This window comes from Paenibacillus naphthalenovorans (assembly GCF_001465255.1).
In the GTDB taxonomy this organism is placed as follows: domain Bacteria; phylum Bacillota; class Bacilli; order Paenibacillales; family NBRC-103111; genus Paenibacillus_G; species Paenibacillus_G naphthalenovorans.
Genome location: NZ_CP013652.1, coordinates 2,818,392 through 2,834,620, shown reverse-complemented (window position 1 = coordinate 2,834,620; position 16,229 = coordinate 2,818,392). Strand labels below are relative to the sequence as shown.

The window sequence follows — 16,229 nt, the reverse complement described above, 5'->3', positions numbered from 1 at the left end:
TCTTTTCTTTTTTACGGAAAGGTGCAATAGGGAAGGGAGGAAGTTACTTTGACGAATCAGCATAACGGGATTAGGTTTGACATTTACGAGCGTGTGCATTTATCCGAAGGTGTGCTGGGTATCAAGGAACTGGAAGGGGTAGAGCTGACTCCTCACATTCAAGTGCTTCCACAAGGAGAACAAGCCGTGCTTCGCGGCAATTTGCTTTTGACGGGGACGTACGTCGATGAGCATGATCGGCCGGAACAGACGCTGCAGCATTTAATTCCGGTAGAAATTACGCTGCCGCTGAATCGTGTACAGCATGTCGAGGACATTGCCGTTGAAATCGAAAATTTCGACGTGGATTTGCTGTCGGAGCGAAGCTTGAATGTGACGGGGGTATTGTCGCTTGGAGGCATCGAGATCGTTTCGAGATCGGAATCCGAACCCTGGAGGGAAGCCGAAGAAGAGGTCGTGTTTATTCACGAGGTCTCGGAGCACCGTTCGGGAGTACAGGATGAATGGCCGTCGGCCATAAATTCCGCTGCAGAGGCCATCCCTCAAAGGGAACAAGCTCCGGCATCGGAGGTGCGGCAGGAGGCGGATGAGCCAATCAACCGGCACGAACCGGTTGCCAAAACCAGTGAACCGGTAAAGGAAGAAAAGCCGGTACAGGAGCCCAAAGCTGCGGACACCGCCAAGCCGGAAGAAAAGCCGGTGCAGGATCTCAAAGCTGCGGAGGACGCCAAGACGGAAGACTTTGCCGCTGAAGCGGAGACCGATACGGATGAGAAAAAAGAATTGAAAGTCGCCGTGGGCAGCAAAAAAACGTCTGAAGCACCCGAATCCTCCACGGAGCCGGTCTACAAATCCTTTGGGCTGGCGTCGCTGTTGAATTTTGCTTCCAAAAAATCGGATTCAAGGCCGCCGGAGGATGGACAGCCGACGCAGCAGGAGCTGTCGCCTTCCGAAAAAGCAGAATGGAAAAATTTGCTCCTTCATTCCGATCGCGAGCAGCAGCAATTCAAGAAGCTTCGGATGTGCATTGTGCAAAAGGAAGAAACGCTTGAAACGATTGCCAAACGCTATGATCTGAATCCGAGAGAAATCGCGCTCTACAACCGGCTCGGAGAAGGCGAATTAACGGAAGGACAAATTGTCTACATACCAAAATAAGGCTCAAAAATCCCCGATCCGGCCTAAACAGGCTTGAACGGGGATTTTTTTGGTTATACTTGTCATAAGGCCAGTCTCAGAATAGGCGGGAGTAAAAACGGTTCTTGTATTGACTCTCACCTGATGATTGTTTATCATAGTACGCATAGATGCAGTAATAACGTTGAAAGGGAATAGTAGACAGCGAACCCTTCAGAGAGCGGAGCCGGCAAGAGGCTGGAAGGTTCCGCAGGACGTACCTGTTGAAGTCGCCCCGGAGTTGCCGAATTGAAAGCGAACCCTAGATTCGGCCGGTTACAGCCGTTATCTGTTTGAGTGCCGTATTTTGACCGGAGAGGACTCCGCGAGAATTTATGCCTAAGTACGGAATAAAGGTGGTACCACGGAAGCGAGAGCCTTTCGTCCTTTGCGGCGAAAGGTTTTTTGATGTGCTGCGGTGATGCGTTTATGCGAAAGATGCGTCCCTGCGACATATAGCCCCAACTGAATTCGAAAGCATATGGAGGTATTGCTGGTTATGGATGAAACAAAACAAGCGGCGGCGCCGGCTACGTCGATGCCGACAACGTACGATCCCAAAGAATCCGAGAAAAAATGGTATGATTACTGGCTGAAGGGCGGCTATTTTCAAGCGGGACAGCGTAAGGACGCGAAGCCTTACACGATCGTCATTCCGCCGCCGAACGTGACCGGTATGCTGCATATCGGCCATGCGCTGGATTTTACACTGCAGGACATCATGATTCGGACCAAACGGATGCAGGGCTATGACGCGTTATGGCTTCCGGGCTCCGATCATGCGGGAATCGCTACCCAAACGAAGGTGGAACAAAAGCTTCGCGAGGAAGGCGTGACGCGTTACGATCTCGGCCGGGAGAAATTCCTGGAGAAAGTATGGGAATGGAAGGAGCATTATGCCGGTACGATCCGTGAGCAGTGGGCCAAAATGGGCTTCTCGCTGGACTATTCCAGAGAACGGTTTACGCTGGACGCAGGATTGTCCAAGGCGGTGCGCGAAGTATTCGTGCGTCTATATGAAAAGGGCCTGATCTATCGCGGCAAATATATCATCAACTGGGACCCGGCCGCCCGTACGGCGCTATCGGATATTGAAGTGGAGTACAAAGAAGTGCAGGGTGCGCTCTACCATTTAAAATATCCGGTCAAAGACAGCGATGAATATATCGTCGTGGCGACGACGCGTCCGGAAACCATGCTGGGCGATACCGCGGTGGCGGTGCATCCGGAGGATGAGCGTTACAAGCACCTGATCGGAAAAACGCTTGTCCTGCCGATCATCGGAAGAGAAATTCCGATTATCGCCGACGAGTATGTGGAAAAAGAATTCGGAAGCGGCGCCGTCAAGATTACGCCGGCGCATGACCCGAACGATTTTGAGGTGGGCAAGCGCCACGATTTGCCGCAGGTGCTCGTGATGGACGAATCCGGCTCCATGAATGCGAACGCGGGAAAATATCAGGGGCTCGACCGCTTCGATTGCCGCAAGCAAATCGTTGCCGATATGAAAGAGCTGGGTGTGCTGATCAAAATCGAAGAGCATGTGCATCAGGTCGGCCACAGCGAACGCAGCGGCGCCGTCGTGGAGCCATATTTGTCGACGCAGTGGTTTGTGAAAATGAAGCCGCTGGCGGAGCGTGCCGTAGAGGCCCAGAAATCCGCACAAGGCGTCCATTTTGTGCCGGACCGGTTTGAAAAAATCTATTTGCACTGGATCGAGAACGTGCGCGACTGGTGCATTTCGCGCCAACTTTGGTGGGGCCACCGGATTCCGGCGTGGTACTGCGGCGACTGCAGCGAGATCATCGTCTCCCGCGAAGATGCGACCGTGTGTCCGAAGTGCGGCGGCACACACCTAAAGCAGGATGACGATGTGCTTGATACCTGGTTCAGCTCCGCGCTGTGGCCGTTTTCTACTCTCGGCTGGCCGGAACAAACGGAAGACATGAAGCGTTATTACCCGACGGACCTGCTGGTAACGGGCTACGATATTATTTATTTCTGGGTCGCCCGCATGATTTTCAGCGGACTGGAGTTCACGGACAGCATACCTTTCAAGGATGTGCTCATTCACGGTTTGGTGCGCGATGCGGAAGGGCGTAAAATGTCCAAATCGCTCGGCAACGGCGTTGACCCGCTTGAAGTCATTGAGAAATACGGCGCCGATGCGATGCGCTTTATGATTTCAACAGGCTCTACGCCGGGGCAGGATCTTCGCTTCCGTTGGGAGAAGGTAGAGCAGGCACGTAACTTTGCGAATAAAATTTGGAACGCATCGCGTTTTGCGCTGATGAATCTCGGAGATTTCAAAGTTTCCGATATCGATTTGAGCGGAGAACTGAGTACGGCGGATCGGTGGATACTGCACCGTTTGAACGAAACCGTGCGGGATGTGACGAGACTGATTGATGCATATGAGTTCGGCGAAACGGGACGTCTGCTGTACAACTTCATTTGGGATGATCTGTGCGACTGGTATATCGAATTCAGCAAGCTGTCCTTGTACGGAAACGATGAGGCGGCCAAGAAGACGACGAAATCCGTACTCGCTTATGTGCTTGACCGGACTCAGCGCCTGATCCACCCGTTCATGCCGTTCATCAGCGAAGAGATCTGGCAGCATTTGCCGCATGAAGGCGAGACCATCACGCTGGCTGCCTGGCCGGCATTCGAAGCGCGCTTTGAGGCTCCGGAGGCTGTTCGCGAAATGGAGCTGCTGATGGATATCATCCGTACCGTCCGCAACATCCGCGCCGAAGTGAACGTGCCGATGAGCAAGAAGGTGGATTTGCTTGTGAAGCCGGCCGGCGCCGAATTCCTTGCCATCCTGCAGCGCAACGAAGAATATGTGCGCCGGTTCTGCAATACGTCATCTCTGGAAATCAATTTGGAGTTAACGTCTCCGGACAAAGCGATGACAGGAATTGTAACCGGAGCGGAGCTGTACTTGCCGCTGGCGGGCCTGATCGATATCGCTCAGGAAATCGCGCGGCTGGAAAAAGAACTCGGGACGCTTCATAACGAGGTGGCCCGCATCGAGAAAAAGCTGTCAAACCAAGGCTTTATAGCGAAGGCTCCGGCTAAAGTGATCGAAGAAGAAAAGGCAAAGCTTGCCGATTACGCCGATAAACGGGATAAAGTGAATGCCCGTCTGGCGGAGCTGAAAGGGTGAACTTGCGATGAGCGAAGACAGGCAATCTGCTCCGGCAGGATCGTTCCAGACGGCTAAGGAAGCGGTGGACTGGCTCGTAAGATACATTCCGCTGGCGGGCATCAAGCCGGGTTTGGAACGGATGGAGAAGCTCATGGAGCTGCTCGATTATCCGCATCGCCGGTTAAAATTTATCCATGTGGCCGGAACGAACGGCAAAGGCTCGGTATGCGCCTATCTGTCGGAAGTGATTCGCCAGTGCGGATACGATGTGGGGACCTTCACGTCCCCTTATATCGAGAGCTATAACGAGCGCATCCGAATCAATGGGCAGAACATATCCGACGAAGATCTGCTTCAGGTCATCAATAAAATCAAGCCCGTGGTCGACCAAGTGGCGGCAGAGTACGGGCAGCCCTCGATGTTCGAGATTTCCACCGTTGCGGCGATTGAATATTTTGCGCGTATGGCCTATCCCGACTTCGTCGTTTGGGAAACGGGCCTGGGCGGACGATTGGATTCGACCAATATCGTTACTCCGCTGGTTTCGGTGATCACCAACATCGGTTATGATCACATGGATTATTTGGGAGAAACGCTGGAACAAATCGCAGCGGAGAAAGCGGGCATCATCAAGTCCGGCGTTCCGGTCGTAAGTGCGGTGAAGCAGCCGGAGGTTGTAGATGTCATTGAGCGGAAGGCCAAAGAAAAGAACAGCAAGCTGTATTTGCTGGGGCGGGAATTCCGCTATGATACGGTCTCGTCAAAAGAAGATGAACAGACGTTTCACTTCCGGGGATTGTTCCGGGACATACCGGACGTGAAGATCTCTTTGAACGGGTTGCATCAAATCGAGAATGCATCCGTCACTCTGATGACGATTGAAGTCCTGCGTCAATATTATGCTTTCATTGTAGACGATGAGGCTCTGTATCTCGCTATGAAACGGACGCAGTGGGCCGGACGTCTTGAAATGATATCTGCGAAACCGAGGATTTTGATCGACGGCGCGCACAATCCGGAGGGAGCCGAATCGCTGGTAAAAACGCTGAAAGAGACATATTCTTTTAAAAACCTCCATTTTGTCATGGGAATGCTCGATAACAAGAATCATTCCGGCTATTTTAGGCATATACTGCCAATAGTGGATACTCTCATCCTTACCGAGCCGGATTGGCATAAGAAGGCCTCGGCGGAATCGCTTGCCGGACTGGCTAGAACTATGCTGCAAGAGCATGGCCGAAGTGACGTGGAAGTGATCGTGGAGCCTGACTGGAGGGCGGCGCTCGAGCGAGCCAAGGGCTTGGCGGAAGAGGACGACCTTACCGTCGTCTCGGGCACGTTATATTTGATAGGGGATGTTCGTTCCTGGATCAAGCATAAATCCGATTCTGAAAAAGGCTGGTGAGAACGCGAGTGAATACATCGGAGCACATCCATTTTATCGGCATCGGAGGCTACGGCATGAGCGCCATTGCCAAAGTGATGCTGGAAATGGGCTACCAAGTTTCGGGATCCGATTTGGCTCAGCAGGAGCTTACAGAGAAGCTGGCGGCCAAGGGGGCGCAGGTGTTCATTGGACACGAAGCGCAGAACGTGAAGGGAGCGGACGTCGTCGTATACTCTACGGCGCTGTCCAAAGATAACGTAGAAATGGTCGCGGCTGAAGAGCTGAACATCCCGATTTTGCACCGGGCTCAAATGCTGGCGAGACTGATGAATGCCAAGAAGGGCATTGCGGTAGCGGGAGCGCACGGAAAGACAACGACGTCATCCATGATAGCCCTGGTGCTGGAACGTTGCGGACAGGACCCGACCTTCATCATCGGCGGGGAAATCATGAACGTCGGAAGCAACGCCAAAGCGGGCAAGGGTGAATGGGTTGTCGCGGAAGCCGATGAAAGCGACGGTTCATTCCTGCAGTATCAGCCTTCCATCGCTTTGGTCAACAATATCGAGGCGGACCATCTTGAAAACTATGACGGCAACTTTGAAAATCTGAAATATGCCTATGCCCGGTTCTTAAGCCAGGTGAAGAAAGACGGCAAAGCGGTTGTTTGCAAGGATGATGTCTATTTGCGCGATATGATTCCGCAAATCAAGAGCAAGGTCATCACCTATGCGATCGAAACGGAAGCCGATGTGATGGCACGGAACATCTGTCTTGGCGACAGGAAGGTTACGTTTGAATTGGTGCGGGAGGGGAACGTGCTTGGTACGGTTCGTTTATCCGTGCCCGGCAAGCATAATGTGTATAATGCGATGGCTACGATCATTACCTGCATGGAAGCGGGTCTGACGTTCGAACAGGTAGCCGAAGCGATTACGGAATTCCGCGGAGCCAAGCGGCGGTTTCAGGTGCTTGGGGAAGTAGACGGCATTCTGGTCATCGATGATTATGCGCATCATCCAACTGAAATCGAAGCCACGATTCAAGCGGCCAAAGCGACGGGGAAACGCATTATCGCCGTTTTTCAGCCACAGAGATACACTCGTACGTATTTCCTGTTTGAGCAGTTCAGCCGGGCGTTTCCGAATGCCGACGAAGTGATCATCACGGACATCTATTCCCCGGCGGGGGAAAAGCAGATCGAAGGGATCAGCTCCGCCAATCTGGTGGAACTGATCCGTAAGAACAGCAACCCGAACGTGCGGTATATACCGACAAAGGAACAGGTGCAAAGCTATTTGTTCGATACCGTAAATCCGGGAGACCTGGTGCTGACCATGGGGGCAGGCGATATTTGGAAAGCGGCCGACGGTTTGGCCAAATCTCTTATGGAGCGTGCAAAGCAAAACTAAATTTGCAAAGCGAAGCCTTCGGTCCATCCTGCCGCGTGCAGGACGGTATGGTGCCGGAGGCTTCTTTATGTACAGTTCTATTTCCTCTTTAACTCTCATAGTCTAGTAATAAGATCATGGACAAGGGAGAGTTGACGCCGGTGAACAAAGCCAGGATGACGTTTCGTTTCAATGACCAAAAGCCGCGTGAGAAGCAGGAGCAAAGTGAACAGAGCGGTCGGCACGATCAGCATACGGAGCGGGAGAATAAGGAACAGACAAAGGGGATTCCGATGAGTACAGAGGAATACCGTGTTATAGAAGAACGACCCGGGCAAGGGCCGGCAATGGGCAATGAGGAACGCAAATCTGTCGAGGTCAGACCTTTGAACGAATATACCACCGATTTTGGCGGCTGGCACAGCTCATTCGATACGGACACCTACCGGATTGAAGAGAGTATCCCGCCATCGGAGAAGTTGAGGGCCGATCCGGAATCGGGATACGTGGAACGGGAATGGAATCGGGGGCGGGGGCAGACGCGGGAGTACAGGGCTTATAAGACCAAAGACTCATTCTACTATCCGAACCCGTCCGGCGGAAACTCATGGTTGAAAATCGCCGCCTCGGTAACGGGGGCTGTCGTGACGGGCGTCGCTTTCGGTTTTTTGGTTCTCTCTATGTTCTCCGGAGACGTCTCCGACTACGGGAAGGTACAACCCGTGGGCGGGACGACAGCGCCGCAGCAGCAGGATAATGCCGCTGTACAGGATGGCAACAGCGGTGCAGCGAAAGCGCCGAATGCGGCCGTGAATGAAGCCGTGGCCGACTTGGCTGTCAACCTTCCTGCCAAAACATATTCTTTTCTGCAGGGTGGCGTCTTCAGTAGCTCCCAGAGTGCAGATTCGGCTGTAACCGATTTTCGCCAGAAGGGGCTTGCTGCGGTCAGCGATGCGGGGGAAAAGTTCCCTGTATACGTAGGCATGGCTCTGAGCCGGGATGAAGCGCTTGAGCTTACCCGGACGTTTCAGCAGAGACAGCTTGAGGTGATGGTCAAGCCATTTGACATTCCGGCCGCAGCCAAAATCAAATGGAAAGGCAATCAGATCCATTTGTTTGAAAGCTATATGAGCCAGGGAAATGAGCTGGTACAGCAGATTGCATCGCAGACGGTCGTCCAGCTGGGCAAAGAAAAACCGGAGGCGCTCGATCCGAAGGCGCTGCAGTCCATCAAAGCGACCCACCAGACCTGGGCTGGCACGGCTTCGGCCGTCAGCGACGGTTTAGGGGAGGTTGGCCGGGCGTCGCTTCCCAAAATGAACAGCGCGCTCAATACCGCCGTAGTTTCGCTTGAGGAATATAATAAGAATCCGTCGCAGGCTCTCCTTTGGGAAGCTCAGTCCGCTTTAATGCAGTATCTCGTGGCCGAGAAGGCGCTGCTGAGCAGCGCTTCGGTACAATAAAAAAGCAAGCTCACCTCTGATTCGCCTTGACGAATGAAAGGTGAGCTTGTTTTATTCATGTACGATATGAAGAGCCGATTTACCGCCCTTTTTACCGTAACCCCAAGCAGATACAAGGCACTGGCGTCCCTGATAGGTTACTTGCGGCTTGCTATGTAGCGGTCGATCAGTGCGGCGGATTCGGCCCGTGTCATGGAGCGTTCAGGCTCAAATCGCTCTGCCGTTACACCGTCAATCCAGCCGGCCTGCTTCAACGCGGCTACCTCTCCCTCCGCCCAGTAACCTGCTGGTATGTCTTTGAACGGCCGCTGCGAGCCCGGCGCAAGCTCAATCAGCGGCAGCTTCGCGAGCCGCTGGAACAGCGCGGCTACCTCCGCCCGGGTCACGGGCTGGTCGGGCCGCAGCGTGCCGTCGGGGTAGCCCTCCAGCACGCCGGCCTTCACCGCCCTGTCCAGGTCGGCGAAGGCCCAGTGCCCCGCGTTCACGTCGCGGAACGCGGCAGCCCCCTGCGCGGCGTCGCATCCGCCGTCGCGGTAGACGGCGCCGGCGACCGTGTCCTTGCTGCCGTCGCCGCAAGCGCCCCCTGCCGGCTTCGCCGCCGGCAGGTCGAATATGCGTCCGAGCAGCGTCATCCATTCCGCTCTCGTCAGCATGCGGTCCGGCTCGAAGTTCTTGCCGACGCCCTCCACCACGCCCTGCGCATTCAACCGCAGGATGGCTTCGCGTGCCCAGTGTCCCCGGGTGTCGGGGAACTGTATATTCGGCGGCAAATAAGCTTCAATGCCGCTGGCAATGCCCTGAGCCATGATTTGGCGCATCTGATTCGATGCCAGGAGAGCCGCATCCTCAGGGTTCGACAGGAACGCCGTCTCCACGAGGATGCTCGGGATGTTGCCCATACGTACGACATAGACCGCGCTCGGTACAATGCCCCGGTTTTCCAGCCCCGCCGTTTGGACGAGGGAGTTCAGCACCTTGGTCGCCAGCTCCCGGCTTTGAGGCGTAAGGGCCCTCATCTCTGGACTTGCAGGATAGCTCGATTGAGGATACGCATCGTCATAATAAAGCACCATCGCACCGCGCGTTCCAGGACTGGAGATCGAATTCGCGTGGATGGAAACAAACAAATCCGCATGCTGCGCCTTCGTAAAGTCGACCCGTTCCTTCAGGGTGAGATACACATCGGAATCCCTTGTCATCGTAACCTCGTATCCCCGCTGTATCAGGAGATCTCTCAGCTTGCGGGATATGTCCAGATTGACCGTTTTCTCCTGAAGACCGTTTACGCCAATGGCGCCGGGGTCACGGCCTCCGTGACCGGCATCGACGACAATTTTCGCGGCCATCGCCTGGCCGGGCAGAACCAGAAGACCCAGCGCCAAAATAGCGGTGCGCATCCACGGTTTTCGCAACGGCTTGCCTTTTTTTCTTACCATGATCCAAGTTCACCTTTTCTTCCGTAAGCAGATAGCATTCCTCATAATTCCTTTCCAGACAATACTCGTTCGTCGCCACGGACAAGTGTGATATAATAGCCAGTGGCATACATAGAAAATCAGATTAGTAATTTTTTCCCGAAAGAGGTATCCTACACTTGAAAAAGAATATGCTTACGCTCATTCTCTTCCTGATTGTCGGATTGGTTGCCGGAACGCTGGTCGGCCAGCTTCTTGCCCCATATCCGGGATTGTCGTTCCTGACCAAGTCGGTGCCGCTGAGCTGGCAGCCTAAAGCCGATCTGATTGTGATCCAATACGATCTGGATCTTCAGATCCGTCTGAATCTGATCAGCATTGCGGGCTTGGCGCTCGGATTCTGGGTGCATCGCAGGCTGTAGACAAGGAGCTGTCCGCTTCCGGTGAAGGAAGCGGATCGGCATGCGCGTTTCACATAGAGGATTCATCAGGCTTCATTCGTTTTTCCTTCATCCGTCATGTCCGGACAGCCGGGGATTTTCGGGGACAAACCACCATATAAAATTTCGAAACGAGGGAACGTTTTATGTCGATAACCACAACCAAAACGCTGATTCTGGCTTCCTCATCCCCGCGGCGGCAGGAGCTGATCCGCTCCTTGCAGCTGCCCTATCAAATCATCGCCAGCGACGCGGACGAAACGATAGAAGCGGGACTTGCGCCGGAACACATTGTGGAGCGGCTATCCGGTCGCAAAGCGTCGGCTGTATACGAACGTTGTAAAGCGGATCGTTCGGGGGTCAGGGACGGCATTATCATCGGTTCGGATACGATCGTCGTTTTGAACGGTGAAACGCTCGGCAAGCCAAAGGACGAAGAAGACGCTTTCCGCATGCTGAAGTCCCTGCAGGGAAGGGAGCACCATGTCTACAGCGGCGTGGCCTGCATCGATTTGCAGACCGGGGAGAGGCATGTAGACCATCAGCGGACGTCCGTTTGGATGAAGGCACTCACGGATGAACGAATTCGTCGTTATATCGCAACGGGAGAGCCAAAGGACAAAGCCGGAGCCTATGGCATTCAAGGACTCGGCGCAACCCTTGTGGAGAGAATCGAGGGCGATTATTTTACCGTCGTGGGTCTTCCGATGTCGCTGCTTTCCGATATGCTCGAACGTTTTTCTGTGGCTGTTTTTTGAGAGGGTGTCATGATATAATGGATGCTCGAACAAAGACTATATGAAAGAGGGGAATGCATGGAATCGCTCAATTATACATTGCGCGATGTCCCAAACGAAGAACGACCTAGAGAACGCATGATACAGTATGGGGCTCAAGCATTAAGCAACGCGGAGCTGCTTGCGATTTTGCTCAGAACGGGCACGTTTCAGGAATCGGCCGTCCATGTCGCGCATCGGTTATTGAAGGAAAGCGGCGGGCTGAGGAGCCTGACCGACATGAGCATCGAGCAGTTTACCCAAATCAAAGGGATCGGCGCGGCCAAAGCGCTGCAGATTCAAGCGGGCATCGAGCTGGGCCGCAGGCTTGCCCGAAGCGCCATGAACGAAACGGTTACGATTCGATCTCCGCAGGATGTGGCGTCACTTTTGATGGAGGACATGCGTTATTTGCAAAAAGAGCATTTTGTTTGTCTGTTTCTGAATACCAAAAATCATGTGATCGGTCAGGAGACCGTATCGATGGGCAGTCTGAATGCGTCCATCGTTCATCCCCGCGAGGTGTTCCGCGCAGCCATTAAGCGCAGCAGCGCTTCCATTGTTTGCGCTCATAATCACCCGAGCGGCGATCCGACTCCGAGTCCGGAAGATGTCCAAATTACGAAGCGGCTTGTGCAAGCAGGCGACATCGTAGGGATCGATGTGCTGGATCACATCGTGATCGGCGATCAACGCTTCGTAAGTTTGAAGGAGCTTGGATTGATGTAATATAATAAGTAAGGCTTCTTGATCAAAGACGATTCGGCAAAGCTGCACGGAGGTTGCGGCGGGGGCTTTTCTGAAAGCATCAGAAAGCGAATCCCTCCGAATCTTCTTTTGACGGTCAGAGGTTTATAATGCCAAATCACGGAATTGGATGGGCTTATGTTGGGAATGACGCTTCATACTTAAGGCGGTACCTGAAATAAGCGGCTGAAAATCCGTTTTTTTAATCAAAATTGAAAACTAATTCCGCGGAATGCGCGTCTTTTAATAGAGAAGGGAGCACCAACCATGTTCGGAGGATTTACAAAAGATCTGGGGATTGACCTGGGGACGGCCAACACATTGGTTTATGTCAAAGGCAAAGGTATCGTCGTTCGCGAGCCTTCCGTCGTTGCACTTCGCACCGATACGAAAACCATCGAAGCGGTAGGCAACGACGCAAAGAAAATGATCGGGCGCACACCGGGCAACATTCGGGCCATCCGTCCGATGAAAGACGGTGTGATTGCCGATTTTGACACAACGGCGACGATGATCAAATATTTTATACGTCAAGCGCAAAAGCAGCGCTTTTTGTTTCAGCGTCACCCCAGCGTGATGGTGTGTGTTCCGTCCGGGATCACTGCAGTGGAAAAACGCGCGGTGGAGGATGCGACGCGGCAGGCCGGGGCCCGGGACGCCTATACGATCGAGGAGCCGTTCGCAGCGGCGATCGGCGCCGATTTGCCGGTATGGGAGCCGACCGGCAGCATGGTGGTCGATATTGGCGGCGGTACGACCGAGGTGGCCGTCATTTCCCTCGGAGGTATTGTCACAAGCCGTTCCATTCGTGTAGCCGGCGATGAGATGGACGAGGCGATTATTCAATATATCAAACGCACCTACAATTTGATGATCGGTGAGAGGACGTCGGAGCAAATCAAGGTGGAGATCGGTTCCGCGCTGCCGTTGGACCCGCCGCAGAGATTTGAAATCCGGGGCCGGGATCTGGTGACGGGGCTGCCCAAAACGATGTCCGTGACCTCGGATGAAATTACCGAAGCTCTTGCAGATACGGTGAACAGCATTGTGGATGCCGTAAAGATAACCCTTGAGAAATGTCCTCCGGAGCTTGCGGCCGACATCATGGATCGGGGTATTGTGCTCACGGGCGGCGGAGGCTTGCTTCGCAATCTGGACAAGCTGCTTTCCCGTGAAACGGGGATGCCTGTGCTGGTGGCCGACAATCCGCTCGATTGCGTTGCGATCGGCACAGGGAGAGCGCTTGACAACATTCACTTGTTCAAGACGAGGTCCGGTCCTGCCGTCAAAGCCCGGCGTTAAAAATTACAGCCTCTCGTATTGGAAGGTGTAAGCATTGAGATTAATGGGGAATAAGAGGCTGCTCTTGCTGATGCTGGGCCTGATTTGCTTTATTGTGCTGATGGGTCTTACGTCCGGGCAGCGAAATTATAATACATGGCCGGAAAAGTTTCTGAAGGATACCATTTCTTGGACCCAGGGACTGGTGTACAAGCCTGTCGGCGCCATCGTCGGGTTTTTTCAAAATATCGGACAGCTGCGTACCATCTATGAAGAAAATCAGGTGCTGCGTCAGACGTTGACCAAGTATGCCCGCGATACGACCCGATTGAACGACCTCGAGCAGCAGAACAAACGGCTGCAGGATGCTCTGGGTTTTACCGAACGGCAGAAGCAAATGAACGATTATAAATTCCGGATAGCCGAGGTCGTTTATTTCAATCAGGGCAATAAGATGATGACGGTCAATCTGGGCGAAAAGGACGGAATCCGGCCCAATATGGCCGTCATGTCGGTGGAGGGCCTGATCGGAAGGGTGGTCGGCGTATCTTCTTTTTATTCCGACGTACAGCTGCTTACCGGAATTGACGACAAAGCGGCGTTGGAGTCCAAAGCGATCTCCGTAACGGTGAAGGGCAAGGAGAACGAATCGTTCGGCTTCATTGAGACGTTCGATACTGATTCGCAGACGCTGCTGATGACCAAGATTGATCCGAAGGATCCGATTCAGCCCGGCGATACGGTCATTACTTCGGGAAGAGGTCTGGTATTCCCGAGCGGCATCGAAGTAGGAAAGGTGGTCGAGAAAAAGCAAGGCGAATTCGGCATCACCTACGTGGCCAACATTCAGCCTTTCGCTTCGTTTAACCATCTTCGCGAAGTGTTCGTCGTAGAAGTGCCCGAGCTGGGTGAGTCGTCATGAATCATACGAAGCTTTGGTTGATTTTGGGCGGTCTGTTTTTACTTGAGAGCAGCCTGGTGCCTTGGTTGATTCCAACAGCCTGGCAAACGAAGGTATATGTCGTTCCGCACCTCCTGCTGGTCATTGTTCTATATATCGGGCTGTATGTTCATCGTCATACGGCACTTATGTTCGGACTTATTTTCGGTATGCTGCAGGATTTCATTCATTATTCACCCATGCTCGGCCCGGTTTCGTTCGGACTTGGTCTCTCCGGTTATTTGGCCGGTCTCCTGCAGGGCCGGGTGTATTCCAGCATCGTGATCAGCATGCTTGTGATCGGTATGGGAAATTTGTTTTACGATTCGGTCATATTCGGTTTGTATCGTTTGTTTCGCGTTATTCATACGGAGTTCCAGTGGGTATTCTTTTATCAAATGCTGCCGAGCATGCTGATTAACCTGCTGTTTGCGCTTGCTGTTTATGTTCCGATGCGGAAGCTGTTTGAGGGACTTTCTTTAAAGCAGAGGAAAGAAGAATAATTTTCTGTGGAGGAGCAGGAGAACGCCGTCGCCAAGCCGAATTGTATAGGCTTAGGGGGTAAGAGCGGTTATGTCTGCAAATAAGCATCATGTGACGATAAAAGGCGTAAAAGACGGACTCGTATTTTTGCTTGACGATACCTGCGAGTTCTCTGATGTCCTAGCGGAATTAAAACACAAGCTGGAAAAAACGCATCAACAGATTTTGACCGGGCCGATCATTCATGTGCATGTGAAGCTGGGAAGCCGCGCGGTAACGGAAGAGCAGAAAGAACAGGTACGCAGCATCATCAGCTGCAGAGGCAACCTGCTGGTCCAATCGGTCGAAACGCAGGACCCGTCGCTGGAAAGAACGGAACCGGACCCGGGGAACGTCAAATTGGTAAGGGGAATGGTACGATCGGGACAGACGCTTTCGCATGAAGGGAATATTTTATTCTTAGGAGACGTGAACCCGGGCGGAACCATTCTCAGCTCGGGAAGCATCTATATTATGGGCTCGCTGCGCGGTATGGCGCATGCGGGCGTGGACGGGGATGAGAAGGCTGTCATCGCAGCTTCTCATATGCGGCCTACGCAGCTTAGAATTGCAGGAATTATCAGCCGTCCCCCGGATGAGTGGGATCTTAGCGACAGCTTCGATACTTATATGGAGTTCGCTTATGTAAAAGACGGTAAAATGGAGATCGACAAAATCCATCACTTGTACAAGTTTGGGTTATTTGGGCGCACTTGAAGGATAAGGAGAGGAACCTATGGGAGACGCAATCGTCATTACTTCAGGCAAGGGGGGCGTTGGCAAAACGACGACGTCCGCCAATATCGGGACGGCTTTGGCGCTGCAGGGGAAGAAGGTCGTGATGGTGGATACGGACATCGGTCTCCGCAACCTCGATGTGGTCATGGGTCTCGAAAACCGGATCATTTATGATTTGATCGACGTGGCCGAAGGCCGTTGCCGTCTGCCGCAAGCTTTGGTGAAAGACAAGCGGTTTGACGAGCTTTATATGCTGCCTGCGGCACAGACAAAGGACAAGCATGCGGTATCACCCGACGCGGTGAGACAAATTGTACTGGAGCTCAAACGCGATTTCGATTATGTGATTATCGACTGTCCGGCAGGTATCGAGCAGGGCTTCAAGAACGCAGTGGCAGGGGCCGACAAAGCGATCGTCGTGACTACGCCGGAAAACGCCGCCGTACGGGACGCAGACCGGATTATCGGGCTGCTTGAGAAAGAGCCGAATGTGGAGTCGCCGAAGCTCGTCATCAACCGGATTCGCCCGAACATGGTCAAAAAAGGGGAAATGCTCGATATCGATGAGATCTGTTCCGTGCTGGCCATCGACCTGTTGGGCATCGTGCCTGACGATGAATATGTCATTAAAACGGCGAATATCGGAGAGCCTACGGTCATGAACCCGAACTCGCGCGCCGCTATTGCCTACCGGAACATTGCACGCCGTATTCTTGGAGATTCCGTTCCGCTGATGCCTATGGAAGAAAAAACCGGTGTCTTCACTCGAATGAAAAAGTTTCTTGGGATAGGATGACGC

General features: G+C 53.3%; 14 protein-coding genes and 1 other annotated feature. Of the genes, 13 read left to right on the top strand and 1 reads right to left on the bottom strand.

Annotated features, from left to right (window positions below):
- The first annotated feature begins 48 nt into the window (after nucleotides 1-48).
- The 5 genes from IJ22_RS13985 (at nucleotide 49) to IJ22_RS13965 (ending at nucleotide 8,571) form a co-directional block, all read left to right on the top strand.
- A complete protein-coding gene (locus IJ22_RS13985; RefSeq protein ID WP_062409255.1) occupies nucleotides 49-1,158 on the top strand; it encodes a LysM peptidoglycan-binding domain-containing protein in 1,110 nt (369 codons plus the stop codon).
- A gap of 154 nt (nucleotides 1,159-1,312) precedes the next feature.
- Nucleotides 1,313-1,568 (top strand) — a binding site (T-box leader).
- 107 nt (nucleotides 1,569-1,675) lie between these two features.
- Complete coding sequence (locus tag IJ22_RS13980) at nucleotides 1,676-4,348, top strand: valine--tRNA ligase (protein WP_062409254.1); 2,673 nt, start codon at nucleotides 1,676-1,678, stop codon at nucleotides 4,346-4,348.
- A 7-nt stretch (nucleotides 4,349-4,355) separates the two neighbouring features.
- Entirely contained in the window at nucleotides 4,356-5,735 is a 1,380-nt protein-coding gene (locus IJ22_RS13975) for a bifunctional folylpolyglutamate synthase/dihydrofolate synthase (RefSeq protein ID WP_054819254.1), read from the top strand.
- Nucleotides 5,736-5,743: 8 nt separating this feature from the next.
- Nucleotides 5,744-7,129: a UDP-N-acetylmuramate--L-alanine ligase gene (gene murC, locus IJ22_RS13970; protein ID WP_054819255.1), complete on the top strand. Its 1,386-nt coding sequence runs from the start codon at nucleotides 5,744-5,746 to the stop codon at nucleotides 7,127-7,129.
- A 140-nt stretch (nucleotides 7,130-7,269) separates the two neighbouring features.
- Nucleotides 7,270-8,571, top strand: coding sequence for a hypothetical protein (locus tag IJ22_RS13965; RefSeq protein ID WP_062409253.1), 1,302 nt, complete (start codon nucleotides 7,270-7,272; stop codon nucleotides 8,569-8,571).
- Between the two features lie 137 nt (nucleotides 8,572-8,708).
- Here IJ22_RS13965 and IJ22_RS13960 read toward each other — a convergent pair whose 3' ends face one another.
- Entirely contained in the window at nucleotides 8,709-10,007 is a 1,299-nt protein-coding gene (locus IJ22_RS13960) for an N-acetylmuramoyl-L-alanine amidase (RefSeq protein WP_235594134.1), read from the bottom strand.
- Between the two features lie 158 nt (nucleotides 10,008-10,165).
- On the opposite strand from IJ22_RS13960, the gene IJ22_RS13955 reads away from it, so the two are divergent.
- From IJ22_RS13955 to minD, 8 genes are all read left to right on the top strand, one after another.
- Nucleotides 10,166-10,408, top strand: a complete 243-nt coding sequence (locus IJ22_RS13955) for a DUF4321 domain-containing protein (protein ID WP_062409252.1) — start codon at nucleotides 10,166-10,168, stop codon at nucleotides 10,406-10,408.
- A 164-nt stretch (nucleotides 10,409-10,572) separates the two neighbouring features.
- Complete coding sequence (locus IJ22_RS13950) at nucleotides 10,573-11,184, top strand: Maf family protein (RefSeq protein WP_074727148.1); 612 nt, start codon at nucleotides 10,573-10,575, stop codon at nucleotides 11,182-11,184.
- Nucleotides 11,185-11,241: 57 nt separating this feature from the next.
- A complete protein-coding gene (gene radC, locus IJ22_RS13945; RefSeq protein ID WP_054819696.1) occupies nucleotides 11,242-11,931 on the top strand; it encodes a RadC family protein in 690 nt (229 codons plus the stop codon).
- A 285-nt stretch (nucleotides 11,932-12,216) separates the two neighbouring features.
- The gene (locus tag IJ22_RS13940) at nucleotides 12,217-13,251 is read left to right on the top strand and encodes a rod shape-determining protein (RefSeq protein ID WP_054819697.1); all 1,035 of its coding nucleotides are present in this window, start codon (nucleotides 12,217-12,219) and stop codon (nucleotides 13,249-13,251) included.
- Nucleotides 13,252-13,294: 43 nt separating this feature from the next.
- Nucleotides 13,295-14,152: a rod shape-determining protein MreC gene (mreC, locus tag IJ22_RS13935; protein WP_082660814.1), complete on the top strand. Its 858-nt coding sequence runs from the start codon at nucleotides 13,295-13,297 to the stop codon at nucleotides 14,150-14,152.
- Complete coding sequence (mreD, locus tag IJ22_RS13930) at nucleotides 14,149-14,673, top strand: rod shape-determining protein MreD (RefSeq protein WP_054819698.1); 525 nt, start codon at nucleotides 14,149-14,151, stop codon at nucleotides 14,671-14,673. The genes mreC and mreD overlap by 4 nt, the downstream gene beginning before the upstream one ends.
- A 70-nt stretch (nucleotides 14,674-14,743) precedes the next feature.
- A complete protein-coding gene (gene minC, locus IJ22_RS13925; RefSeq protein WP_062409251.1) occupies nucleotides 14,744-15,409 on the top strand; it encodes a septum site-determining protein MinC in 666 nt (221 codons plus the stop codon).
- A gap of 19 nt (nucleotides 15,410-15,428) precedes the next feature.
- Complete coding sequence (gene minD / locus IJ22_RS13920; RefSeq protein WP_062409250.1) at nucleotides 15,429-16,226, top strand: septum site-determining protein MinD; 798 nt, start codon at nucleotides 15,429-15,431, stop codon at nucleotides 16,224-16,226.
- Nucleotides 16,227-16,229 lie beyond the last annotated feature (3 nt).

Bases quoted from the DNA above. Each gene is read 5' to 3' on its own strand.
- radC (WP_054819696.1), top strand. From the start codon at position 11,242: ATGGAATCGCTCAATTATACATTGCGCGATGTCCCAAACGAAGAACGA.
- IJ22_RS13980 (WP_062409254.1), top strand. From the start codon at position 1,676: ATGGATGAAACAAAACAAGCGGCGGCGCCGGCTACGTCGATGCCGACA.
- IJ22_RS13950 (WP_074727148.1), top strand. From the start codon at position 10,573: ATGTCGATAACCACAACCAAAACGCTGATTCTGGCTTCCTCATCCCCG.
- IJ22_RS13960 (WP_235594134.1), bottom strand. From the start codon at position 10,007: ATGGTAAGAAAAAAAGGCAAGCCGTTGCGAAAACCGTGGATGCGCACC.
- mreD (WP_054819698.1), top strand. From the start codon at position 14,149: ATGAATCATACGAAGCTTTGGTTGATTTTGGGCGGTCTGTTTTTACTT.
- IJ22_RS13975 (WP_054819254.1), top strand. From the start codon at position 4,356: ATGAGCGAAGACAGGCAATCTGCTCCGGCAGGATCGTTCCAGACGGCT.
- minD (WP_062409250.1), top strand. From the start codon at position 15,429: ATGGGAGACGCAATCGTCATTACTTCAGGCAAGGGGGGCGTTGGCAAA.
- IJ22_RS13940 (WP_054819697.1), top strand. From the start codon at position 12,217: ATGTTCGGAGGATTTACAAAAGATCTGGGGATTGACCTGGGGACGGCC.
- mreC (WP_082660814.1), top strand. From the start codon at position 13,295: ATGGGGAATAAGAGGCTGCTCTTGCTGATGCTGGGCCTGATTTGCTTT.
- minC (WP_062409251.1), top strand. From the start codon at position 14,744: ATGTCTGCAAATAAGCATCATGTGACGATAAAAGGCGTAAAAGACGGA.